The following is a 22,629-nucleotide window of genomic DNA, read 5'->3' as shown; positions in this document are numbered from 1 at the left end:
TCACACACCGTTCACGCCACGACGGGGGGTGATCGGGGCACCCTCCGGAGCCTGGTAATGTTTCCTCTGTCGCCGCGAGGGAAACCCCGCACGACAGACACCTTGTCCGGGTGGCGGAATGGCAGACGCGCTAGCTTGAGGTGCTAGTGCCCTTTATCGGGCGTGGGGGTTCAAGTCCCCCCTCGGACACGCGAGATGGCGAGGGGTCGTGACCGTGAGGTCACGGCCCCTCGCTCGTTGTGTGGGGGAAGTCTCGTTCCGCTGAAGATCACCAGGTCAGCGCCTGTGCAGCAGGCTTCGCAAGTCCCCGAACGGCTGCTCCGAGTGGCGTATCGAAGGGGCCGAACCTAGCGTCGTACTAAAATTTCCGGCTTGTTACGGAGCTGGAGCCGGACAACCCCAGGCAAACCTGCGGGCCCGCCAGCGCCCCGGAGGCATCCGGGATCTAGACGCGAGGACCGGATGGCAGCCATACAGGAGAGCAACGCTCTCGGCCTGCTCGAGGAAGAGCTCGGCGCGGAGATCCACCAGCGGTTCGGGGACACGGCACGTTTCTCGGGGGGTTCGGCGGCCTCGCCGCGCACGCTCGTGGACGTATTCGAGGCGTCCGTGCGGTCGTATCCGGACGAGCCCGCCCTCGACGACGGCACGACCTGCCTCAGCTACCGTGCGCTGGCCGTTGAGGTGGAGCGGCTGCGGCGCCGGCTCGCCTCCGCCGGGGTCGGGCTCGGCGACCGGGTCGGGGTCAGAGTCCCGTCGGGTACCAATGACCTCTACGTCGCGATCCTCGCCGTGCTCGCGGCCGGTGCCGCCTACGTCCCCGTCGACGCCGAGGACCCGGACGAGCGGGCCGAGTTGGTGTTCGGGGAGGCGGACGTACGGGCCGTCGTGGGGGCCGGAAACGAGATCGCCGTGCACGGTGTCTCCAATGTCCCCGCCGCCCGTCCCGGTGTCGGGCACGACGCGTGGATCATCTTCACCTCCGGCTCCACCGGGAAGCCGAAGGGCGTCGCCGTCTCGCACCGCAGTGCCGCCGCGTTCGTGGACGCCGAGGCCGCGCTGTTTCTCACCGAGGAGCCGATCGGGCCCGGGGACCGGGTCATGGCGGGCCTGTCGGTCGCGTTCGACGCGTCCTGCGAGGAGATGTGGCTGGCGTGGCGGTACGGGGCGTGTCTGGTGCCGGTGCCGCGCTCGCAGGTCAGGAGCGGGGCCGATCTCGGGCCGTGGCTCGTCGAGCAGGAGATCACGGTCGTGTCGACCGTGCCCACGCTGGCCGCGCTCTGGGAGCCGGAGACCCTCAACGACGTACGGCTGCTGATCTTCGGCGGCGAGGCGTGTCCGCCCGAGCTGGCGCAGCGGCTGGTGACGGAGGGGCGCGAGGTCTGGAACACGTACGGGCCGACCGAGGCGACCGTCGTGGCGTGTGCGTCGCTGATGAGCGGCGAGGAGCCGATCCGGATCGGGCTGCCGCTGGACGGCTGGGAGCTGGCCGTCGTCGACGAGGCCGGGGAGCCCGTGCCGATGGGCGGCAGTGGGCAGCTCGTGATCGGTGGCGTGGGGCTCGCGCGTTATCTCGACGCCGAGAAGGACGCGGAGAAGTACGCGCCGCTTCAGTCCCTGGGCTGGGAGCGGGCGTATCGCAGTGGTGACCTCGTCAAGGCGGAGCCCGAGGGGCTGATCTTCCTCGGGCGGGCCGACGAGCAGATCAAGCTCGGCGGGCGGCGGATCGAGCTCGGTGAGGTGGATGCCGCGTTGCAGGCGCTGCCGGGGGTGGCCGGTGCGGCCGCCGCCGTGCGGACCGCTCGCAGCGGCAATCAGCTCCTCGTCGGGTATGTCGTGACGCAGGACGGCTGGGATCACGCGGTCGCCGTCGAGAAGCTGCGGGCCGAACTGCCCGCCGCGCTCGTGCCGTTGCTGGCGCCGGTCGAGGAACTGCCGACCCGTACGTCGGGCAAGGTCGACCGGAACGCGCTGCCCTGGCCGCTGGAGGGGCTGGAGACCGGTGGTCCGGCCGAGCAGCTCTACGGCACCGAGGCCTGGCTCGCCGAGCAGTGGACCGAGGTGCTCGGCATCCCGGTCACCAGCGCCTCCGACGACTTCTTCGCGATCGGCGGCAGCAGTCTGGCCGCCGCGCAGCTGACGACCCGGCTGCGCACCCGCTATCCGAGCGCGGCCGTGCTGGACATCTACCAGCAGCCGGTGCTGCGCAAGCTGGCCCGGCGGCTGGAGGAGTCCGCGCAGGACGACGGGGCGGAGCGGATCGTCTCGCCGGTGCCCCGGCGCGCGCAGGTGATCCAGCTCCTGCTTCTCCTTCCGTTGTTCACTCTGCTCGGCCTGCGCTGGACGGTCGTGCTGGCCGCGCTCGGCAATCTGCTGCCCGCGTACGCGTGGCTGCCGACGGCCCCGTGGTGGCTCGTCGCGGTCGGGGCCGTCGTGCTGTTCAGCCCGCCGGGGCGGCTCGCGCTGGCGGCCGGTGGTGCGCGGCTGCTGCTGAGGGGCGTGAAGCCCGGGCGGTACGCGCGCGGTGGCGGTGTGCATCTGCGGCTGTGGACGGCCGAGCGGCTCGCCGAGTTCAGCGGGGCGACCTCGCTGACCGGGGCGTGGCTGGAGCGGTACGCGCGGGCACTGGGCGCCAAGGTGGGGCCGGACGTCGATCTGCACTCGCTGCCGCCGGTCACCGGACTGCTGAAGCTGGGCCGGGGTGCGGCCGTGGAGTCCGAGGTCGACCTGTCGGGGTGGTGGCTGGACGGTGACCGGCTGGAGGTCGGCGCGGTCAAGGTCGGCGCGCACGCCACCGTCGGCACCCGCAGCATGCTCTTCCCGGGCGCCCGCGTCGGCAAGCGGGCCGAGGTGGCGCCCGGCTCGGCGGTCACCGGGCAGGTCCCGACCTGTCAGCGCTGGGCCGGGGCGCCCGCGGTCAAGCTCGGCAAGGCCAAGCGCAACTGGCCCAAGGAGCGGCCGCGGCGCGGGACGTACTGGCGGGTGATGTACGGCCTCACGGGCTTCGCGCTCAGCGCCCTGCCGGTGGTGGCCGGGGCGGCGGCGTTCCTCGTGGCCCGGGTGTTCTTCACGCCGGACGCGCCCCTGACCGGCGCCGCGCTCGCCCTCGTGCCGGCCACGCTCGCCTTCGGACTGGCGTACGCCGTGCTGCTCCTGATCGCCGTACGGCTGCTGAGCCTGCGGCTGCGCGAGGGGACGTATCCGACGCACAGCCGGGTCGGCTGGCAGGCGTGGACCGTGACGCAGTTGATGGACCGCTCGCGCGAGACGCTGTTCCCGCTGTATGCCGGGCTGGTGACGCCGGTGTGGCTGCGGCTGCTCGGGATGCGGATCGGCAAGGGCGCCGAGGTGTCGACGGTGCTGGCGCTGCCGAGCCTGACCACGGTCGGCGAGGGCGCGTTCCTGGCCGACGACACGCTGACCGCGCCGTACGAGCTCGGCGGTGGCTGGATGCGGATCGGGCGGGCGGAGATCGGGCGGCGGGCCTTCCTCGGGAACTCGGGGATGACGGCGCCGGGGCGGACCGTGCCGGACGGCGGGCTGGTCGGTGTGCTGTCGGCGACGCCGAAGAAGGCCAAGAAGGGCACCTCGTATCTGGGGCTGCCGCCGGTGAAGCTGCCGCGTGCGGCGGCCGACGGCGACCAGAGCCGGACGTACGAGCCGCCTGCGCGCCTGCTGTGGGCACGCGCCTTGGTCGAGCTGTGCCGGATCGTGCCGGTGTTCTGCTCGGCGGGGCTGGCGGTGCTGACCGTGGCGGCCCTGTGTGCGCTGGAGGGCTGGGCGCTGCTGTCCGGGCTGGTGCTGCTCGGAGCCGGGGTCGTGGCGGGGCTCGTGTCGATCGTCGCGAAGTGGCTGCTCGTGGGACGGCATCGCAGCGGTGAGCATCCCCTGTGGTCCGGGTTCGTGTGGCGCAACGAGCTGGCGGACACCTTCGTGGAGGTGCTCGCGGTGCCGTGGCTGGCGGGTTCGGTGCCGGGTACGCCGGTGCTGACGGCGTGGCTGCGGGGGCTCGGCGCGCGGATCGGCAAGGGCGTATGGGTGGAGAGTTACTGGCTGCCGGAGACCGATCTGGTGACGCTGGAGGACGCGGCCACCGTGAACCGGGGCTGTGTGCTCCAGACACACCTCTTCCACGACCGGATCTTGCGGACGGATACTGTGGTCCTCCGTGAGGGCGCGACGCTGGGTCCTGGCGGGATCGTCCTGCCCGGCAGCGCGATCGGGGCCCGTACGACGCTGGGTCCCGCGTCGCTCGTGATGGCGGCGGAGTCGGTCCCGGACGACACCCGTTGGCTCGGCAATCCGATCGAAGCATGGCGTTCCTGAGCGCGGCCCACTCAGGGCCGGAGAACGTCGGGCCGGCACGGAGTGGCAGCAGTACGGCGCAGGGAGCACAGACAGCAGTGGCAGTTCAGCAGGCGGCGGGCGCGGACCCGTACTTCCCGGAGCACGGCGACCCCCGGTACCGGGTGCACCGGTATGAGCTGGTGCTGGACTACCGCCCCGGCCCCAACCGGCTGTCGGGGATGGCCCGGATCAACGCCATAGCGGGGCGCTCGCCGCTCACCGAGTTCGTGCTGAACCTGGCCGACTTCAAGATCGGGCGGGTCCGCGTCGACGGGCGGCAGCCGCACTACACCCACCGCGGCGGGCGGCTGCGCGTGCGCCCCGCCAAGCCGGTCCGCGCCGGGGCGGCCTTCACGGTCGAGGTGCACTGGTCGGGCAATCCCAAGCCGGTGAACAGCCCCTGGGGCGGTCTCGGTTGGGAGGAGCTGGAGGACGGGGCGCTGGTGGCGAGCCAGCCGATCGGGGCGCCGTCGTGGTACCCGTGCAACGACCGGCCCGCCGACAAGGCGTCGTACCAGATCTCGATCACCACACCGTCGGCGTACGCGGTGGTGGCGGGCGGGCGGCTGCTGACGCGGACGACGAAGGCTTCGACCACGACCTGGGTGTACGAGCAGTCGGCGCCGACCTCCAGCTATCTGGTCGGGTTGGCGATCGGCAAGTACCAGACCGTGGTGCTGGCCGACCCGGGTCTGGGCGGGGTGCCGCAGCACGCGCACATTCCGGCGCACCTGCTGCCGGAGTTCTCGCGGGACTTCGCGCGGCAGCCCCAGATGATGCATCTCTTCCAGCAGCTGTTCGGACCGTACCCCTTCGACGAGTACGCGGTCGTGGTGACCGAGGAGGAGCTCGATGTGCCCGTCGAGGCACAGGGGTTGTCGCTGTTCGGCGCCAACCACGTGGACGGGGCGCGCGGTTCGGAGCGGCTCGTCGCGCACGAGCTCGCCCACCAGTGGTTCGGCAACAGCGTCTCCATCGCTGACTGGCGGAACATCTGGCTGAACGAGGGGCTCGCGAAGTACGCCGAGTGGCTGTGGTCGGAGCGGTCCGGCGGCCGTAGCGCGCAGCAACTCGCCGCCTCCGCACACCGGTTGCTGTCCACTCTGCCGCAGGATCTGCGACTGGCTGATCCGGGGCGCAAGTCGATGTTCGACGACCGGCTGTACGAGCGCGGCGGACTCACCGTGCACGCGTTGCGCTGCGCGCTCGGCGACGACGCCTTCTTCCACATGCTGCGGGCCTGGGCGGGGCTGCACCGGAACGGGACGGTGACGACGTCGGCGTTCGTCTCGCATGTGGCGCGGTTCGCGGCCGAGCCCGTGGACGAGTTGTTCGAGGCGTGGGTGTACGGGGCGGCACTGCCGCCGCTGCCCGGGGCCGAGACGCGGGCGGCCGTCTAGCAGAATGGCGGGCATGAGCACGCGTTCCTGCCCGTGCGGGCTGCCCAAGGCGTACGGCGAGTGCTGCGGCCGCTATCACAGCGGCTCCGCCGCCGCGCCCACCGCCGAGGCGCTCATGCGGTCGCGTTACAGCGCCTTCGTCAAGGGCGACGTGGCATATCTGCTGCGCACCTGGCATCCGCGGACGCGGCCGGCGCGGCTGGACCTCGACCCGGGGATGCGGTGGACCGGGCTGGAGATCCTGGAGACGGCGGACGGTTCGGCGTTCCACGCCACGGGGTCGGTGACCTTCCGGGCCTCGTTCCGGGGCGGGTCGCTGCATGAGCGGAGCCGGTTCGAGCGGGTCGACGGGGCCTGGGTGTACGTCGACGGGGAGTTCCTGGACCAGTAGGTCTGCCAGGTCTACGGCGCCAGGATGTCCAGCTCCTGGAGGGCGCCGACCGTGATCTCCCGGGTCAGGTGTTCCGCCCGGGCCGCGTCGCCCGCGCGGACCGCCTCGGCGACCTGGACGTGCAGGGTGACGGCGGCCGGGTCGGGGTCCTCGAACATGACCTCGTGGTGGGTGCGGCCCGCGAGCACCTCGGCGACGACGTCGCCCAGGCGGGCGAACATCTCGTTGCCGGAGGCGTTCAGGATGACGCGGTGGAAGGCGATGTCGTGGACGAGGTAGCCCTCCAGCTGGTGGCCGCGTGAGTGGGCGACCATGCCGAGGGCGCACTCGGTGAGTTCGGCGCACTGCTCGGCGGTGGCGTGCTTGGCGGCCAGGGCTGCCGCCGCCGGCTCGATCGCCGAGCGCAGCACCGTGAGTGAGCGCAGCTGCTGGGGGCGGTCGGCGCCGGCCAGGCGCCAGCGGATGACTTGGGGGTCGTAGACGTTCCACTCGGACTTGGCGCGCACCGTCACGCCCACGCGGCGGCGGGACTCGACGAGGTGCATGGACTCCAGGACCCGCACCGCCTCGCGCATCACCGAACGCGACACGTCGAAGCGCTGCGCCAGCTCGTCCGTCCGTAGGACGCTGCCCGGCGGGTACTCACCCGCGGTGATCGCGGGGCCGAGGGTTTCCAGTACGTGGCCGTGCAGCCCCCGGCCCGGTGTGCTCATGCACTCAGCGTACGTGGCAGATCACGGGGACAAAAAGTCAGACTTATTCATCACAGAGTCTTGAATTCGTCGTATCTAATGAGCTTCAGTTGCGTCGACATCACGTGTCGACGAAGACAGCAGACAGTGAGGCAGCGATGAACACCCCCCATGTCGTCGTGGTCATGGGCGTCGCGGGCACCGGCAAGACCACCATCGGTCCCCTGCTCGCCGCCCGGCTCGGCGTCCCGTACGCCGAGGGCGACGACTTCCATCCGCAGGCCAACATCGCCAAGATGTCGGCCGGCACCCCGCTCGACGACGCGGACAGGTGGCCCTGGCTCGACGCCATCGGCGCCTGGGCGGACGGGCGGACCGGGCTCGGCGGGGTGGTCAGCTGCTCGGCGCTGAAGCGGTCGTACCGCGACCGGCTGCGGGCCGCCGCGCCCGGCGTGGTCTTCGTGCATCTCACGGGCGACCGCGCGCTCATCGAGGACCGGATGTCGCACCGGCAGGGGCACTTCATGCCCACGGCGCTGCTCGACTCCCAGTTCGCCACGCTCCAGCCGCTGGAGCCGGACGAGGCGGGCGTCGAGGTGGACGTCACGGGCAGCCCCGAGGAGATCACCGGTCGGGCCGCGACGGCCCTGAAGGCGCTCCCCGAGCCGACCCCCTGAGGCCTCCTGGCACCTTCCAGGGCCTTGTGCAGCCCCCCTTCCCCATCCCCGTATCTGCAAGGGAACCCCCGTGACCAGACTCAGCGTCGAGATGCTGGCAGCGGACACCGTCGAGCCCATCACCTCGGCCGGCCACGCTCAGCTGGGCATCGCCGTCCTGGCGGGCATCGCCGTCATCGTCCTGCTCATCACCCACTTCAAGCTCCACGCCTTCCTGTCGCTGACCCTCGGGTCGCTGGTGCTCGGCGCGATCGCCGGGGCGCCGCTCGACAAGGCCATCGCCAGTTTCTCCACCGGGCTCGGCACCACGGTCGCCGGCGTGGGCGTGCTCATCGCCCTCGGCGCGATCCTCGGCAAGATGCTCGCCGACTCCGGCGGCGCCGACCAGATCGTCGACACGATCCTCGCCAAGGCCGGCGGCCGTTCGATGCCGTGGGCGATGGTGCTGATCGCCTCGGTGATCGGGCTGCCGCTGTTCTTCGAGGTCGGCGTCGTGCTGCTGATCCCGGTCGTGCTGATGGTCGCCAAGCGCGGCAACTACTCGCTGATGCGCATCGGTATCCCGGCACTCGCCGGTCTGTCCGTGATGCACGGCCTGGTGCCGCCGCACCCCGGCCCGCTGGTCGCGATCGACGCGGTGGGGGCCAACCTGGGCGTGACCCTGGCGCTCGGCGTCCTCGTCGCCATACCGACGGTGATCATCGCCGGCCCGCTGTTCTCGCGGTACGCGGCCCGCTGGGTGGACGTCCCCGCACCCGAGCGCATGATCCCTCAGCGCGTCTCCGAGGACCTGGACAAGCGCCCCGGCTTCGGCCCGACGCTCGCCACCATCCTCCTCCCGGTCGTCCTGATGCTCTCCAAGGCGCTGGTCGACATCGTCATCGACGACCCCGAGAACACCGTCCAGCGGGTCTTCGACGTCATCGGCTCCCCGATGATCGCGCTCCTCGCCTCCGTACTCGTCGGCATCTTCACGCTGCTGCGACCCGCCGGGTTCGGCAAGGAGCGCATCTCGCCACTGGTCGAGAAGAGCCTCGCCCCGATCGCGGGCATCCTGCTGATCGTCGGCGCGGGCGGCGGGTTCAAGCAGACGCTGATCGACACGGGCGTGGGCCAGATGGTCCTCGACATCTCCGAGGACTGGTCGATCCCGGCACTCCTGCTGGCCTGGCTGATCGCGGTGGCGATCCGTCTCGCCACGGGTTCGGCGACGGTGGCCACGGTCTCGGCGGCCGGTCTGGTCGCCCCGCTCGCGGCCGACATGTCGACGACCCACGCGGCTCTGCTCGTCCTGGCCATCGGCGCCGGCTCGCTGTTCTTCAGCCACGTCAACGACGCCGGGTTCTGGATGGTGAAGGAGTACTTCGGCCTGAGCGTCGGCCAGAACATCAAGACCTGGTCGGTCATGGAGACGATCATCTCGGTCGTCGCCGGCGGTGTGGTCCTGCTGTTGTCCCTGGTCATATAGCGCCCACAGGAGTGGTACGACGATGACGGCTCACCCTCTCTTCGACATCGCCGGCCGCACGGCCCTGGTCACCGGCTCCAGCCGGGGCATCGGACTCGCCCTGGCCCGGGGCCTCGCCGAGGCCGGCTGCACGGTGGTCCTCAACGGACGGGACGGCGAACGCCTCGGCAAGGCCGCCGCCGAGTTCGAGGCCGCCGCCGAGGTGCCCGGTGACCGGATCCACACGGCCATGTTCGACGTGACCGACGGCGCCTCGGTGGCCGCCGGGATCGCGGAGGTCGAGGAGCGGGTGGGCCCGCTCGACATCCTGGTCAACAACGCGGGCATGCAACTGCGTGCCCCGCTCCTGGAGTTCACCGACTCCGACTGGCACCGCATCCTGGACACCAACCTGACCAGTGCCTTCCTGGTCGGCCGGGAGGCGGCCCGGCGGATGACGGAACGCGGCCACGGCAAGATCGTCAACATCTGCTCGCTGCAGAGCGAGGTGGTCCGCCCCGGCATCGCGCCCTACGCCGCCACCAAGGGCGCGCTGAAGATGCTCACCAAGGGCATGTGCGCGGACTGGGGCCCGTACGGCGTCCAGGTCAACGGTCTCGGCCCCGGCTACATCGAGACCGAGCTGACCCAACCCCTCGTCAAGGACGAGGAGTTCAGCGCGTGGGTGCGGCGGCGCACCCCGGCCGGCCGCTGGGGCCGTACCGAGGACCTGGTGGGCGGGGTGCTGTTCCTCGCCTCTCCGGCCGCGGACTTCGTCAGTGGGCAGGTGCTGTACGTCGACGGCGGCATGACGAGCGTGCTGTGAAGGAGGTCTCGCGGATGTTCGGTTGTGTGATCCACGGTCAGGGCGACCTGCGGGTCGAGGAGCTGGCCGCGCCGGTTCCCGGCCCCGGGCAGGCCCTGGTGGCCGTGCGGTACGGCGGGGTCTGCGGCTCCGATCTGCACTACTGGCGGCACGGCGGGGTCGGGGACTTCCGGCTGAAGGAGCCGATGGTGCTCGGGCACGAGGTGGTCGGGACGGTCGTCGGGTACGGTGACGGCGCTTCAGGTCCCCTTTCCGGTACTGCCGTCGCGGTGCACCCGGCCACGCCCTGCGGGGTGTGCCCCGAGTGCGCCGACGGGCGACGCAACGTCTGCCGGGACACCCGTTACCTCGGCAGCGCGGCGCGCTTCCCGCATGTGCAGGGTGGTTTCGCGGCCCAGGTGGCCGTCCCCGCGGACCAGTTGCGGCCCCTCCCGGCCGGCCTGGACCTGCGGCGGGCGGCGCTCGCCGAGCCGCTGTCCGTCGCGCTGCACGCGGTGCGGCGGGCCGGGGAGGTGGCCGGAAGGCACGTCCTGGTCACCGGTGCCGGGCCCATCGGGTGTCTGGTGGTCGCGGCGGCGAGGGCGGCGGGGGCCGCGTCGGTCACGGTGACCGACCTGCTGCCGGCAGCCCTGGAGTACGCGCGGATCGCCGGCGCCGACACCGTTGTACGGGCCGACGATCCGGAGGATGCCGGGTGGCCTGCCGAGGTGGACGTGGCGATCGAGGCGTCCGGGGTCGCCGCGGGGTTGGACACCTGTCTGCGGCTGGTGCGGCGCGGGAGTGTCGTCGTGCAGCTCGGGATGCTGCCGCCGGGGCACAGCCCGTTCGCGGGAAACCTCGTCGTGAGCCGGGAGATCGAGTTGCGCGGGGCGTTCCGCTTCGACACGGAGTTCGACGCCGCGCTGGAACTGCTCGCCGCCGAGGCGTCGTTCGACGGGTTGGTCAGCGCGGTGGTGCCGGTGCGGGAGGCGGAGTCGGCGCTCGCGCTGGCGGCGGACCGGAGCACGTCCTGCAAGGTGCTGCTGGACTTCGCAGGCTGAACAGCCGCCGTCCCGCCGGGATTCCGGTTCGCCGGGCGGGGCGGTTCCATGTGCCTGAACTCGCGCTGACGATCACACGAAGCGGCTTCCCCAAGAGGGCCGCGAGCCCGATGATGAGTGGGCCCCCGAAGGCTTCCGCGGCTCTCGGGGGCCGGAACATCGGGGGGCGTCATGGCGGTTTCCCTCGGGATGCGTATCTCGGGGCTGCTCGTCGCAGGGGCGGTGGCGGTGGCCGCCGTGGCCTTCACCAGTGACGGGGGTGGCTCTGTGGACGGCCGGGGCGGCGGGGGCACCGTCGTCACCGCCGAGCCCTCCGACGGCACCCGGAGTCTGCCGGCCGGACCGTCCGTCAACTCCGCTCCTCCGCTACGGCCGTCGCCCGACGGCCACATCGGCGCGCCGGCGGTCACCGACACACCGCGGGCATCCCGGAGCACAACGGTGAGCGAGCCCCCGGCCGCCCCCTCCCCCAGCCCCTCCATGAGCCGCAAGCTCCTCGAAGTCCCGGACTGGCTCCCGCCCGGCCCCGACTCACCGAACACCGACGGCATTCCCGACCCGTCGAGCGTGTACGACCTGCTCCGCTCCCCCGCCGAGTGCCGGAACGCCCTGAGCGCCGTCCCCCGTACGCCGGACAACCCCGAGTGGGCGCTGCTGCGCGGGCTGGCCACTGCCTGTCTGGCGGTGCAGGGCGAGGGTGGCGGCTGGCAGCAGGCGGTCCGGGACCATGCCGCGTCGGCGGGCAGGACCGACACCTGCAAGGGGCGTGCCGCGTACGCCGTCCTGGGCGGGCTGCTCGACTTCCATCGGCGGCATCCCGGCGCCACCGCACGGCTGAGGCCCACGTCGAGCGGCATACCGGCGGCCTGCGGTTTCCGGATCGCCGGGGTGGACACGGGCGGTGACGGGGAGGCCCGGCCCGGCGACACCGTCGGGATCGAGCTGGTGGACGCGTACGTCGACCATGCCGAGCTGGTGTCGGGCGCGAGCGTGAGCATCGGTGGGCAGGACGTGCCAGGGGTGCCCGTGCTGAAGCCTGGGTCGGGCGACCGGCTGGTGCTGTCCGTCGTCGTACCCGCTCTGGAGCCGGGCTCGGCCGACGTGACGGTCCGGTATGCCGATACCGAGGTCGGCCTGCCGGCCGCCTTCGGTGTGGCCGCTCCCGACGTGGTCCCGGATCCGGGCGCGGCCCCGGGGGCACCTGACGCATCGGCGTCAGTGCTGGACGCGTCGGTGTCAGTGCCGCCACAGCGAGTGCTCCCGGTCCGCCCACTCCCGGCTCACCACGCCGGTCCGCATCCCCCGGCGGGCCTCCGGATCCCCCAGCGCCATGCCGATGTGCCCGGCGAGGACGATCCCGATGGTGAGCGCCAGCCAGTCGTGGACGAAGGTCGCGCTGGTGCGCCACACCAGGGGTGTGAGATGGGTGAACCACATCATCAGGCCGGTCCCGAGCATCACCAGCGTCGCGCCGGCGATCCACGCCGCGTAGATCTTCTGCCCGGCGTTGAACTTGCCCGCGGGACGGGACGCGGCCCGCTTGTCACGGCGGAACGCGGCGCGCAGCCACACGCGGTCGTGCCGGCCGAAGCGGTTGAGGAAACCCAGGTCTGCGCGGAACGCACGGGAGGCGAGACCGGCCAGCACCGGAACGGGCAGGGCCAGACCGGCCCACTCGTGGATGCGGACCACCAACTCGCGGCGGCCGACGAGTTCGGCGAGCTGCGGGACGTACAGGCAGGCCGCCGTCACCACACACACGCCCATCAGCGCGGCCGTCGTACGGTGCACCCAGCGGGTGGCCGGGCCGAAGCGGCGCACGCTCGCGGCCCGGCCGGGGGCGTCAACTCGTAGGCTCATCGTCGCGTCCGTTCGAGCGGCCGACCCAGGCGTCCACGTCGTAGCCGCGTTCCTCCCAGTAGCCGGGCTTCACGTCCTCGGTGACGGTGATGCCGGAGAGCCACTTGGCGGACTTGTAGAAGTACATGGGTGCCACATAGAGCCGGGCCGGGCCGCCGTGGGCGTGGCTCAGGTCCTTGTCCTGCATGCGCAGGGCGACGAGGACGTCCGCGCGGCGGGCCTGGTCGAGGGTGAGGCTCTCGCTGTAGGTGCCGTCGAAGCAGGTGAAGCGGACCGCCCCGGCTCCTTGGCGCACTCCCGCGGCGTCGAGCAGCCGGGACAGGCGCACCCCTTCGAACGGGGTGTCGGGGACCCGCCAGCCGGTGACGCACTGCACGTCGCGCACCAGCCGGGTCTGCGGCAGGGAGCGCAGTTCGGCCAGCGAGTAGCTCGTGGGGCGGTCGACCAGGCCGTCGACGCTCAAGCGATAGTTCGTGGCGTTCTTGCGGGGTACGGAGGAGGCCACCGAGTAGTAGCGGAAGCCGCCGCCGTTGGGGAGCAGGCCGGTCAGGCCGGTGGGGTCCTTGTCGGAGGCGCTCGCGAGGAACGACTCCAGGCCGCGTTGCAGGGTGGGCGCGGTGACCACGCCGAGGGCGCCCAGGCCGAGGGTGCCGAGGAGGACGCGGCGGCCGATGGGTTTGCCCCGCTGCTCTTCCGGCTCTTCCTGCTCTTCCGGTTGTTCGGAGTTCACGTACTCATTCGAGCACCCGCGTCCCTCGCCGGGCCAGGGATCGCGGGTACTCGTCAGAGTTCGGTAACCCCTTACGACGCCTCCGTCGCCGCCTTCTCCAGCTGGAACGCCTCGTTGCCGAGCCCGATGCGTGCGTGCCGCTCGGGGGCGCGGGAGCGCAGGAGCAGGCCCTGGACCACGCCGGCGGCCAGGGCGAGGGCGATGACGGCGGGCAGCGCCCAGCTCAGGGCGGAGTCCGGGCCCGCCCCGATCAGGACGTCGAAGTCCTTGACGGTGTAGACGACGATGAAGAGCAGCGCGAGGACGGAGAGGCCTGAGGCGGCCAGTCGCCAGAACTGGGCGGCGACGGCCCCGCGGCGGACGAAGAAGACGATGACGGAGAGCGACGCCGCGGCCATCAGAGCGGCCACGCCGAGCGCGCCGAGGCTGCCCATCCAAGTGAACAGGTGCAGGACCGGTGCGGTCGGGTCGCCGGTCGGCTTGTCGTCGGTGAGCGCGAAGGCGGCGACGACCACGAGCGAGACGACGGTCTGCAGCAGCGAACCCGTGCCGGGGGCGCCGCTCGCGCCGCTGGTGCGGCCGAAGGCGCCGGGCAGCAGGCCCTCTCGGCCCATGGCGAAGGCGTAACGGGCGACGACGTTGTGGAAGCTGAGCATCGCGGCGAACATGCCGGTCACGAACAGCACGTGCAGGACGTCGGTGAAGCCGGTGCCGAGCAGGTCCTCGGTGAGGAAGAACAGCAGGCCGGCGCTCTGCTCCTGCGCGGTGCCGACGATCGCCGAGGGGCCGGCGGCGACGGTGTACGCCCAGCAGCTGATCGTGTAGAAGACGGCGATGCCGCCGATGGCCAGGTACATCACGCGGGGCACGAGGACATGCGGGCGGCTGGTCTCCTCGGCGTAGACGGGGGCCTGCTCGAAGCCGAGGAAGGCGGCCACGCAGAAGCACAGGGCGGTGCCTACACCCGCGCCGGTGAGCGTGTCCGGGTCGAAGGCGTGCAGCGACAGGCCCTCCTTGCCGGGGTCGGCGATCGCGGCGACGTCGAAGATGACCACGAGGGCGACCTCGATGATCAGCAGAACGCCGAGCACGCGCGCGTTGAGGTCGATCTTCAGCCAGCCGAGGGCGCCGACGAGGAGCACGGCCGCGAGCGCCGGTATCCACCAGGCGACCTCGGTGTCGAGGTAGGTGGCGAACAGCCCGGAGACCTCGAAGCCGAAGATGCCGTAGATGCCGACCTGGAGCGCGTTGTAGGCGACGAGCGCGACCATCGCGGCGCCGGCGCCGGCCGTGCCGCCGAGGCCGCGGGAGATGTACGCGTAGAAGGCGCCGGCGTTGTGGACGTGCCGGCTCATCTCGGCGTACCCGACGCTGAAGAGGGCGAGGACGAGGCCGAGGATCACGAAGAGCAGCGGCTGTCCCAGGACACCCATCACCCCGAAGGTCGTGGGCATGACACCCGCGACGACCATGAGGGGCGCGGTCGCGGCGAGCACGGACAGCAGCAGGCCCGTCGTGCCCAGCCGGTCGGCGCGCAGGGCGCGGTCCTGCCCCTTGAACGTACTGATACCGCCGCCGTCGGCGGTGGCCCTGCTCGTACTGGAACTGCCGGTCGTCATCGAAGGACCGTCCTTTGTCGGGTCGGGGGCGCTGGTGGTAGTCGAGTCGGGTCGGTCGGTGCTCCTACGCCGTGCCGAGTGCCGTGTCGCGTGCGGCGCTGAAGGCGGGGTACGGGTCGCGGTCCGGGTACGACCAGGGCGACGGGGTGGCGTGGTCGCCGATGCGGTGGAACAGGGCGGCCGCCTCGGCGCCCCGGCCCTCGCAGACCTTGGCGTGGGCGAGGAAGTTCAGGTCGACGAGGCGGCGTGGGTGGCCTTCCTGCTCCCACTCCAGCCACCAGTCGAAGGCGGCCCGCATCACCTGCCGGGCCCGCCGGCCGGTCCAGTGCGCGGAGGCGGCCGCGTCACGGGCCTCGTGCCCGGCCGCCGCGAGGACGCGATAGCGCTCGGCGTGGGCGACGACCGGGAGGACGGCGAGCGGGGAGTCGGCGGGGGCACGCTCGGCGGCCTGGTTGGCGAAGTCGTAGACCTCGTGGAGCGGGTCGGGGCCCGCGCCGGAGTGGCGCTCGGCGAGCCGGGCGACCATCAGATGGTGGGCGTGGTGATGGTCGGCGTACCGGGCACGGACCTCGGCGAAGACACGGCGCACCTCCTCCTCGGCGCCCAGCCGGCTCTCCAGCATGAGCAGGCCGAGCCAGGGCGTGGGGTCGGCGGGCGTGAGCGCGGCGGCGGCGTGGCAGGACTCGCGGGCGCGGACCGGCTTCTCCTTGCCGCGCAAGGCGCGCCACACCTGGGCGAGGGCGAGCAGCACGGCGGCGTCGGCGGAGTCGGGCTCGGCGAGCAGCCAGTCGCGGGTCCAGGGGACGCAGTACGGCTCCTGGGCGAGGACGGTGACGCGGTGCCCTCTGCGGTCCCAGTCGTCGCCGGTCCGGGCGAGCAGTGAGCGGGCCGTCTGCCATCTGCCCTGGGTCAGCGCGGTGCGGGCCGCGGCGAGCTCGGCGTCGTCGAGGGCCGCGTCGAAGGTGTGGGATGCGCGCTTTCGACCGCGGCCGAGGGGTGGCGGAGGTGGGGACACCGTTTTGGGTTCTGTCGGGGGGAGTGTGTGGACTGTCATCGAGTGATCACGCACAGCAAATCCGCAGCCAATGGTTCGCGTCAAGGGCCGCCGTCGCGTTACACGCGTCAACTCGCGTTACCGGTGAGGCAGTTGAGGTCCTCAACCAGCCCGAAATGTCGGAATTGTTCAGAGTGTGTGGCGTACGTCATGGCGCCGGCCGGTGAGCGCACCGCACGATGGCAGGACGCGCATGCCGGGCCCCGGGCCGCTACAGTCGGCCCTTACGCACTCCGTCCCCGGCAGGATGATCGAGGTACGCAGCGTGTCGCTTCAGATTCTGATACTCGCCGTCACCGCTGCGTGCTGCCTGGGCTTCGGCTTCGTACTGCAGCAGAACGCGGCCCAGAAAGCGCCGCTGAGCGACTTCCTCTCGCCGCGGATCCTCCTGGACCTGATGAAGGTGCCGCGCTGGCTCGGCGGCATCGGACTGATGGTGGTCGGCATGGCGCTCGGCGCGATGGCGCTGGGCCAGGGCGAGATCTCCCTGGTGGAACCGCTGCTGGCGACGAACCTGCTGTTCGCGCTCATGCTCTCCCGCCGTCAGACCAAGCAGCCACTGGGCCGCCAGGGCTGGACGGGCCTCGCGCTGCTGGCGGGCGGTGTGACGGCCTTCATCGTCGCCGGACAGCCGCACGGCGGCACGGCGACCGACAACCCCCTCCGGCACTGGCTGATCATCGGCCTCATGATCGGAGCGGCCCTGCTGCTCACCGGGTACGCCAAGCGCTCACGGCTCAGCTCGGGTCCGGCGCTGCTGGCGACCGCCGCCGGTCTCCTCTACGGCGTGCAGGACGCCCTGACCCGCGTGACCGGGCAGCGTTTCGCCGAGGGCGGCATCACGGAGGTCCTGACCGGCTGGCAGCCGTACGCCGTGGTCGCGATCGGCCTCACCGGGCTGATCCTCGTCCAGAGCGCGTTCGAGACCGCGTCCCTGCGCATGTCCCTGCCCGCCCTGACCGCGGCCCAGCCGCTGGCCGGCATCGCCTGCGGCGTGGGCTTCCTCGGCGACCGTCTGCGCACCGACGCGGGCGCGCTGGCGTGGGAAGCGGCCGGGCTCGCCGGCATCGTGGTCGGCATCATCCTGCTCGGGACGCATTCGGCGATGCCGTCCGGCGCGACGCAGCCGCGGCGGGTCGCGGCGGCACTGCAGACGTCCTGAGCGATACGGGTGCCGCGCCGCTCTGACCGGCAGGCGCCGTCCTGCTTGGATGACCCCATGAGCGCTGCTGACGAAATCCTCGACATCGTCGACGAGCAGGACCGGGTCATCGGACAGTCCCCGCGTGGCGAGGCCTACGCCAGGGGGCTGCGCCACCGCTGTGTCTTCATCGAGGCCCGGGATGCGCGGGGCCGCCTCTTCGTGCACCGTCGCACACCCACCAAGCTGGTGTTCCCCTCGCGGTACGACATGTTCGTCGGCGGAGTGGTCGGCGCGGGCGAGTCGTACGACGACGCCGCGCTGCGCGAGGCCGAGGAGGAACTCGGGGTGAGCGGGCTGCCCCGCCCGTCGTACCTCTTCAAGTTCCTGTACGACGACGGCGCCGGGCAGACCTGGTGGTCGGCGGTGTACGAGGTGCGCTGCGAACTGCCCGTGAGCCCGCAGGTGGAGGAGGTCGCCTGGCACGGCTTCCTGCCCGAGGCCGAGGTGGAGCGGCGGCTGCCGGAGTGGGCGTGGGTGCCGGACGGGCTCGCGGCGTACGAACGGCTCAGGGCGTACCGGTCGGCGGGCTGATCCGCTGATCCGCCCTCCCGGATAGGGTCGTGCATGTGATCGAGCTCGTACGAAACGTCCGGCTGTGGTTCGAACCCCAGCGGATCCGGCAGGAGGGCGGCACCCCCGACTACCGGTTCTCGCTGGCGAACGAGCGCACCTTCCTGGCCTGGCTGCGTACCGCGCTCGCGTTGATCGGCGGCGGTTTCGCGGTGGACCAGTTCCTGCCGGACCTGCGCTGGGGCTGGCGCGTCGGGCTGGCGCTCGCGCTGCTCGCGGCGGGCGTGCTGTGCTCCTTGCGCGCGGTCAATCACTGGGTGCGCTGCGAGCGGGCGATGCGCCGCGGCGAGGACCTGCCGGTGTCGCGGTTCCCGGCGGTGCTGAGCCTGGTGGTCGCGATCGTGGCCGTCGCGATGGTCGTCGTCGTGCTCGTCGGGTGGGAGGGGTGAGCGGGTCGGTCGCGGAGCCGGTGCGGGATCCGGGGCTGCAGCCCGAGCGGACGCGGCTGGCGTGGCGCCGTACGACACTCTCCGGGACCGTGGCGGCCGTACTCGCCATGAAGACCGCGCTGCACGGCGGGGTCTCGGTGGCCGGGATGGTCGTCTGCGCTGTGTGCTCCGGGCTGTGGCTGGGCTTCCTGGCCCTGGCCCACCGCCGTATCCGCGCCCTGGCCGCGTCGCCCGAGCCCCCGGCACTGGCTCCCCGGCAGGCCACGGCCACGGTCCTGATCACCGTGGCGCTGGCCGTGTGCGCGGCGGCCCTCCTCTTCTGAGGCCGACCCTCCTGGAGAGTCTCACTCCGCCCCCTGCCACAACCCCGCCGGCGCCACCCCCTCCTCCGCGTCCCAGTCCACCGTCACCACGATCTTGCCCCGCGTGTGGCCCTGCTGGCTGAGGCGGTGGGCGTCGGCCGCCCGCTCCAGCGGGAACGTCTGCGAGACGTGCACGGATACCACGCCCTCCTCCGCCAGCTCGGACAGCCGCAGCAGGTCCTGGGCGTCGGGACGGACGAAGTAGTAGCGGCCGCCGTAGTCGAAGACGTCCGGGTCGGCGATCGACACCAGACGGCCCTCGGGCGCCAGGAGGTTGGCCGAGACCTTCAGCGCCTCGCCGCCGATCGTGTCGAACACGGCGTCCACACCCTCGGGGGCCAGCCCTCGCACCCGATCGAACAGGCCGCCGTCGCCGTACTCGACCGGCTCCCCGCCGAGGCCGCGCACGAAGTCGTGGTTGTGCGCACTGGCCGTACCGATGACCCGGGCGCCCAGGTGCCGGGCGAGCTGGACGGCGATCGAGCCCACCCCGCCGGCCGCGGCGTGCACGAGAACGGTCTCGTCGCGCTTGACCTGGAGCACCCTGGACAGCACCTGATAGGCGGTCAGTCCCACCAGCGGCAGCCCGGCAGCCGCCTCCCAGGTGAGGTTGCGGGGCTTGCGCGCGAGGGTGCGCACCGGGGCCGCGACGTACTCGGCGAAGGTGCCGTGGGAGAGGAGGTCCTCGCGTACGTAGCCGATGACCTCGTCGCCGACGCCGAACTCCGTGACGGAAACGCCCGGTTGGACGACGACACCGGAGACGTCCCATCCCGGAACCACCGGGAAGACGGGCTCCAGCATCCGGTCCATGTGGCCCTCGCGGCACTTCCAGTCCACTGGGTTGACCGCCGCCGCCCGTACCTTGACCAGCACCGAGTCGGGGCCGACCCGCGGGTCGCGCACATCCCCGTATGCGAGCTCCTCGGGGCCGCCGTAGCGTGAGTAGCTGATGCCCTTCATGGGTCCGACCCTCTGGGGTGGCAGGACGCCACGCAAGCCCGAATGAGCCGATATGCGCCGTTCGCGTGGCAGCCTGTCGACGTCACAGCCCGCACGTTCGAAGGTGAGCAGCATGACCACCCTGCACGTGGAACACTCCTCCCACACTCACACCCACGGCCCCGACTGCGGCCACATCGCGGTGCCGCACGGTGACCACACCGACTACGCGCACGACGGCCACCTCCACCGCGAGCACGCGGGCCACTGGGACGAGTGCGAGACGGAGGGGCACGTCGCACACGAGGGCCACACCCATCAGCACGGCGCCGACTGCGGGCACGAGAGCGTCCTGCACGGCGACCACGTCGACTACGTCCACGACGGCCACCGGCACGCTCCGCACGACGGCCACTGGGACGACCACTGAGCGCCTGCCCCGACTCGGGCCGGCCCCCGTACTGGCTGAGAAGACACCGTCGACAGCTCCCCGGCGCACTGCCCGGGGAGCTGTCGGCCTATGGTGGCCCCGATCACGTTCGGCTCCCCCACTGGACGACATACCGACTGGTCGGCATCATGAGTCTGGTCCCGTTCACCTGCTTGAGGAGCCCCGTATGAGCCCCGACCATCCGCCCGGCCTCGATCTCGACCGCCTGCGCGGCCTGCTCGAGCGCGAGCGGCCCGGCCTGGCCCAGGGTCCGCTGACCGGCAGGCTGATCGAGGGCGGACGGTCGAACCTCACCTACGCGGTCTCCGACGGCACCTCGAAGTGGGTCGTACGGCGGCCCCCGCTCGGCCACGTCCTCGCCACGGCGCACGACATGAAGCGCGAGCACCGGGTCATCAGCGCGCTGCACCCGACGAACGTACCTGTGCCGCGACCGGTGCTGCTGTGCGAGGACGAGGAGGTGCTCGGGGCGCCGTTCTACGTCATGGAGTTCGCCGAGGGCACGCCCTACCGCACCGCCGACCAGCTGGCCCCGCTCGGCCCGGAGCGCACCCGGGACGCGGTGCTGTCGCTGGTGGACACGCTCGTCGAGCTGCACGCGGTGGACCCGGCGTCGGTGGGTCTCGCGGACTTCGGCCGCCCCGAGGGCTTCCTGGACCGGCAGCTGCGTCGCTGGGGCAAGCAGCTCGACGCCTCGCGCAACCGCGAACTGGCCGGCATCGACGAGCTGCACGCGACGCTCGGACGTCGGCTGCCCACCTCCCCCGCCCCGGCCGTCGTGCACGGCGACTACCGGCTCGACAACGTCCTGATCGGCGAGGACGACAAGATCAAGGCGATCCTCGACTGGGAGATGTCGACGCTCGGCGACCCGCTCACCGATCTGGGCCTGCTGGTGATGTACAGCATGCCGCTGGGCATGGCTGACTCCCCGGTCTCCACGACCGCCGAGGCTGCCGGGCACCCCGCCCCCGCCGAACTGATCGAGCGGTACGCCGCGCGCTCGGGGCGTGACGTGTCCGCGGTCTCCTGGTACACGGCGTTCGCCTGGTTCAAACTCGCGGTGATCCTGGAGGGCATCCACTACCGCTACACGCTGGGCCAGACGGTCGGCCGCGGCTTCGACCGCATCGGCGACCTGGTCCCGCTCTTCATCGAGCACGGCCTGACCACTCTTCGAGAAGGCACCCAGGAAGGCTGACGGACATGGACTTCGCGTTCGACGCACGCACCGAGGAACTGCGCGCCAAACTCCTGGCCTTCATGGACGAGTACGTCTATCCGGCCGAGGCGGTGGCGGAGGAGCAGCGGGCCGCGCTGGCGTCCCCGTGGGACACCCCTGCCGTGGTCGAGGAGCTCAAGGCGGAGGCCCGCAGGCAAGGCCTGTGGAACCTCTTCCTCCCCAACGCCGAGCACGGCGCCGGACTCACCAACCTCCAGTACGCCCCGCTCGCCGAGATCACCGGCCGCTCCCCGCACCTGGCACCCACCGCCACGAACTGCGCGGCGCCGGACACCGGCAACATGGAGGTGCTGGCGCAGTTCGGCGACGAGCAGCAGAAGAAGCAGTGGCTGGAGCCGCTGCTGGCCGGTGAGATCCGCTCGGCGTTCGCGATGACGGAGCCGGAGGTGGCCTCCTCCGACGCCACCAACATCACCACCCACATCGAGCGGGACGGCGACGAGTACGTCATCACCGGCCGCAAGTGGTACATCTCCGGGGCGATGAACCCGGACTGCAAGATCTTCATCGTGATGGGCAAGACGGACCCGGACGGGGCCGACATCCGCCGTCAGCAGTCGATGGTCCTCGTCCCCCGCGACACCCCGGGCGTCACCGTCAAGCGTGCCATGCAGGTCTTCGGCTACGAGGACCACTCCCACGGCGGCCACGCCGAGGTGATCTTCGACCACGCGCGCGTGCCGGTGTCCAACCTCATCGGCGAGGAGGGCGGCGGCTTCGCCATCGCCCAGGCCCGGCTCGGCCCCGGCCGCATCCACCACTGCATGCGGCTGATCGGCATGGCGGAGCGGGCGATCGAGCTGATGTGCCGGCGGGCCGTCTCCCGTACGGCGTTCGGCAAGGCGCTGGCCCAGCAGGGCGTGGTGCACAACTGGATCGCCGACGCGCGTGTGACGGTCGAGCAGCTGCGGCTGCTGGTGCTGAAGACGGCCTGGCTGATGGACACCGTCGGCAACAAGGGCGCCCACACCGAGATCCAGTCCATCAAGATCGCCACGCCGCGTGCGGTCGTCGACATCATCGACCGGGCGATCCAGCTGCACGGCGCGGGCGGCGTCAGCCAGGACTTCCCGCTGGCCGAGCTGTACGCGAGCGCGCGGACGCTGATGATCGCGGACGGGCCCGACGAGGTGCACCAGCGGTCGCTGGCGCGGCGGGAGTTGAAGAAGTACGTGTGACGCGGCCTCGGGCGGGGGCGGGTTGATTTCGCCCCGCCGCCCCTACCCGTCCCATCCCTGGGGGCCTGCGGCCCCCAGACCCCCGCTTTCGGCCCTTAAGGGGCCTCGTCCTCAAACGCCGGACGGGCTAAGTCAGCCCCTCCGGCGTTTGAGGAGCGGGGGTCCAGGGGGCAGAGCCCCCTGGGGGCGGGGTCGAAGGGGCGGAGC

Annotated in this window: 20 protein-coding genes and 1 tRNA gene; 15 read left to right on the top strand and 6 right to left on the bottom strand. The window is 71.8% G+C overall.

What is annotated here, in order from left to right; translation table 11 throughout:
* The first annotated feature begins 104 nt into the window (after window positions 1-104).
* From IF78_RS0136400 to IF78_RS0136385, 4 genes are all read left to right on the top strand, one after another.
* Window positions 105-189, top strand: a tRNA-Leu gene (locus IF78_RS0136400).
* A 273-nt stretch (window positions 190-462) separates the two neighbouring features.
* Window positions 463-4,326 (top strand): Pls/PosA family non-ribosomal peptide synthetase, encoded by a 3,864-nt coding sequence (locus IF78_RS0136395; protein ID WP_031487000.1) that lies wholly within the window; start codon window positions 463-465, stop codon window positions 4,324-4,326.
* Window positions 4,327-4,403: 77 nt separating this feature from the next.
* Window positions 4,404-5,747 (top strand): M1 family metallopeptidase, encoded by a 1,344-nt coding sequence (locus IF78_RS0136390; protein WP_031486999.1) that lies wholly within the window; start codon window positions 4,404-4,406, stop codon window positions 5,745-5,747.
* Window positions 5,748-5,760: 13 nt separating this feature from the next.
* Window positions 5,761-6,138: a YchJ family protein gene (locus tag IF78_RS0136385; protein WP_031486998.1), complete on the top strand. Its 378-nt coding sequence runs from the start codon at window positions 5,761-5,763 to the stop codon at window positions 6,136-6,138.
* 11 nt (window positions 6,139-6,149) lie between these two features.
* On the opposite strand, the gene IF78_RS0136380 is transcribed toward IF78_RS0136385, so the two are convergent.
* Window positions 6,150-6,851, bottom strand: a complete 702-nt coding sequence (locus IF78_RS0136380; RefSeq protein ID WP_031486997.1) for a FadR/GntR family transcriptional regulator — start codon at window positions 6,849-6,851, stop codon at window positions 6,150-6,152.
* 137 nt (window positions 6,852-6,988) lie between these two features.
* Between IF78_RS0136380 and IF78_RS0136375 the strand changes: the two genes are divergently transcribed.
* The 4 genes from IF78_RS0136375 to IF78_RS0136360 all read left to right on the top strand — a co-directional run bounded on the left by IF78_RS0136375 (window position 6,989) and on the right by IF78_RS0136360 (window position 10,820).
* The gene (locus IF78_RS0136375) at window positions 6,989-7,507 is read left to right on the top strand and encodes a gluconokinase (protein ID WP_031486996.1); all 519 of its coding nucleotides are present in this window, start codon (window positions 6,989-6,991) and stop codon (window positions 7,505-7,507) included.
* A 70-nt stretch (window positions 7,508-7,577) separates the two neighbouring features.
* Window positions 7,578-8,975 (top strand): GntP family permease, encoded by a 1,398-nt coding sequence (locus IF78_RS0136370; RefSeq protein ID WP_031486995.1) that lies wholly within the window; start codon window positions 7,578-7,580, stop codon window positions 8,973-8,975.
* 22 nt (window positions 8,976-8,997) lie between these two features.
* A complete protein-coding gene (locus tag IF78_RS0136365; protein WP_031486994.1) occupies window positions 8,998-9,780 on the top strand; it encodes an SDR family oxidoreductase in 783 nt (260 codons plus the stop codon).
* Between the two features lie 14 nt (window positions 9,781-9,794).
* Window positions 9,795-10,820: an L-idonate 5-dehydrogenase gene (locus tag IF78_RS0136360; protein ID WP_031486993.1), complete on the top strand. Its 1,026-nt coding sequence runs from the start codon at window positions 9,795-9,797 to the stop codon at window positions 10,818-10,820.
* A 1,236-nt stretch (window positions 10,821-12,056) separates the two neighbouring features.
* Here IF78_RS0136360 and IF78_RS0136355 read toward each other — a convergent pair.
* From IF78_RS0136355 to IF78_RS0136340, 4 genes are all read right to left on the bottom strand, one after another.
* On the bottom strand, window positions 12,057-12,680 hold the full coding sequence (locus IF78_RS0136355; protein WP_031486992.1) for a cytochrome b/b6 domain-containing protein: 624 nt from the start codon (window positions 12,678-12,680) through the stop codon (window positions 12,057-12,059).
* Window positions 12,664-13,410, bottom strand: coding sequence for a molybdopterin-dependent oxidoreductase (locus IF78_RS0136350; protein WP_031486991.1), 747 nt, complete (start codon window positions 13,408-13,410; stop codon window positions 12,664-12,666). Before IF78_RS0136350 ends, IF78_RS0136355 begins: the two co-directional genes overlap by 17 nt.
* Window positions 13,411-13,481: 71 nt before the next feature.
* Window positions 13,482-15,029 carry an APC family permease gene (locus IF78_RS0136345; protein ID WP_031486990.1) on the bottom strand — a complete coding sequence of 516 codons (1,548 nt, stop codon included), beginning with the start codon at window positions 15,027-15,029 and terminating at the stop codon, window positions 13,482-13,484.
* Window positions 15,030-15,093: 64 nt separating this feature from the next.
* Window positions 15,094-16,044: a hypothetical protein gene (locus IF78_RS0136340; protein ID WP_031486989.1), complete on the bottom strand. Its 951-nt coding sequence runs from the start codon at window positions 16,042-16,044 to the stop codon at window positions 15,094-15,096.
* Between the two features lie 304 nt (window positions 16,045-16,348).
* Here IF78_RS0136340 and IF78_RS0136335 point away from each other — a divergent pair, with 304 nt between their 5' ends.
* The 4 genes from IF78_RS0136335 to IF78_RS0136320 are packed head-to-tail and all read left to right on the top strand — an operon-like array spanning window position 16,349 to window position 18,569.
* On the top strand, window positions 16,349-17,245 hold the full coding sequence (locus IF78_RS0136335) for a DMT family transporter (RefSeq protein ID WP_031486988.1): 897 nt from the start codon (window positions 16,349-16,351) through the stop codon (window positions 17,243-17,245).
* 57 nt (window positions 17,246-17,302) lie between these two features.
* Window positions 17,303-17,818: an NUDIX hydrolase gene (locus IF78_RS0136330; RefSeq protein WP_031486987.1), complete on the top strand. Its 516-nt coding sequence runs from the start codon at window positions 17,303-17,305 to the stop codon at window positions 17,816-17,818.
* A 35-nt stretch (window positions 17,819-17,853) separates the two neighbouring features.
* The gene (locus IF78_RS0136325; protein WP_031486986.1) at window positions 17,854-18,246 is read left to right on the top strand and encodes a YidH family protein; all 393 of its coding nucleotides are present in this window, start codon (window positions 17,854-17,856) and stop codon (window positions 18,244-18,246) included.
* A complete protein-coding gene (locus IF78_RS0136320) occupies window positions 18,243-18,569 on the top strand; it encodes a DUF202 domain-containing protein (protein WP_031486985.1) in 327 nt (108 codons plus the stop codon). The genes IF78_RS0136325 and IF78_RS0136320 overlap by 4 nt, the downstream gene beginning before the upstream one ends.
* 21 nt (window positions 18,570-18,590) lie before the next feature.
* On the opposite strand, the gene IF78_RS0136315 is transcribed toward IF78_RS0136320, so the two are convergent.
* On the bottom strand, window positions 18,591-19,571 hold the full coding sequence (locus IF78_RS0136315) for an NADP-dependent oxidoreductase (RefSeq protein ID WP_031486984.1): 981 nt from the start codon (window positions 19,569-19,571) through the stop codon (window positions 18,591-18,593).
* A 112-nt stretch (window positions 19,572-19,683) separates the two neighbouring features.
* On the opposite strand from IF78_RS0136315, the gene IF78_RS0136310 reads away from it, so the two are divergent.
* The 3 genes from IF78_RS0136310 (at window position 19,684) to IF78_RS0136300 (ending at window position 22,422) form a co-directional block, all read left to right on the top strand.
* Entirely contained in the window at window positions 19,684-19,980 is a 297-nt protein-coding gene (locus tag IF78_RS0136310) for a hypothetical protein (RefSeq protein WP_031486983.1), read from the top strand.
* Between the two features lie 187 nt (window positions 19,981-20,167).
* Window positions 20,168-21,202, top strand: coding sequence for a phosphotransferase family protein (locus IF78_RS0136305; RefSeq protein ID WP_031486982.1), 1,035 nt, complete (start codon window positions 20,168-20,170; stop codon window positions 21,200-21,202).
* Window positions 21,203-21,207: 5 nt separating this feature from the next.
* A complete protein-coding gene (locus IF78_RS0136300) occupies window positions 21,208-22,422 on the top strand; it encodes an acyl-CoA dehydrogenase (RefSeq protein ID WP_031486981.1) in 1,215 nt (404 codons plus the stop codon).
* Window positions 22,423-22,629 lie beyond the last annotated feature (207 nt).

Origin of the sequence: Streptomyces bicolor, assembly GCF_000719285.1 — a bacterium.
Classification (GTDB): Bacteria; Actinomycetota; Actinomycetes; order Streptomycetales; family Streptomycetaceae; genus Streptomyces; species Streptomyces bicolor.
Note: the sequence above shows the minus strand (reverse complement) of the source record. Positions and strands in the feature narration are given on the sequence as shown.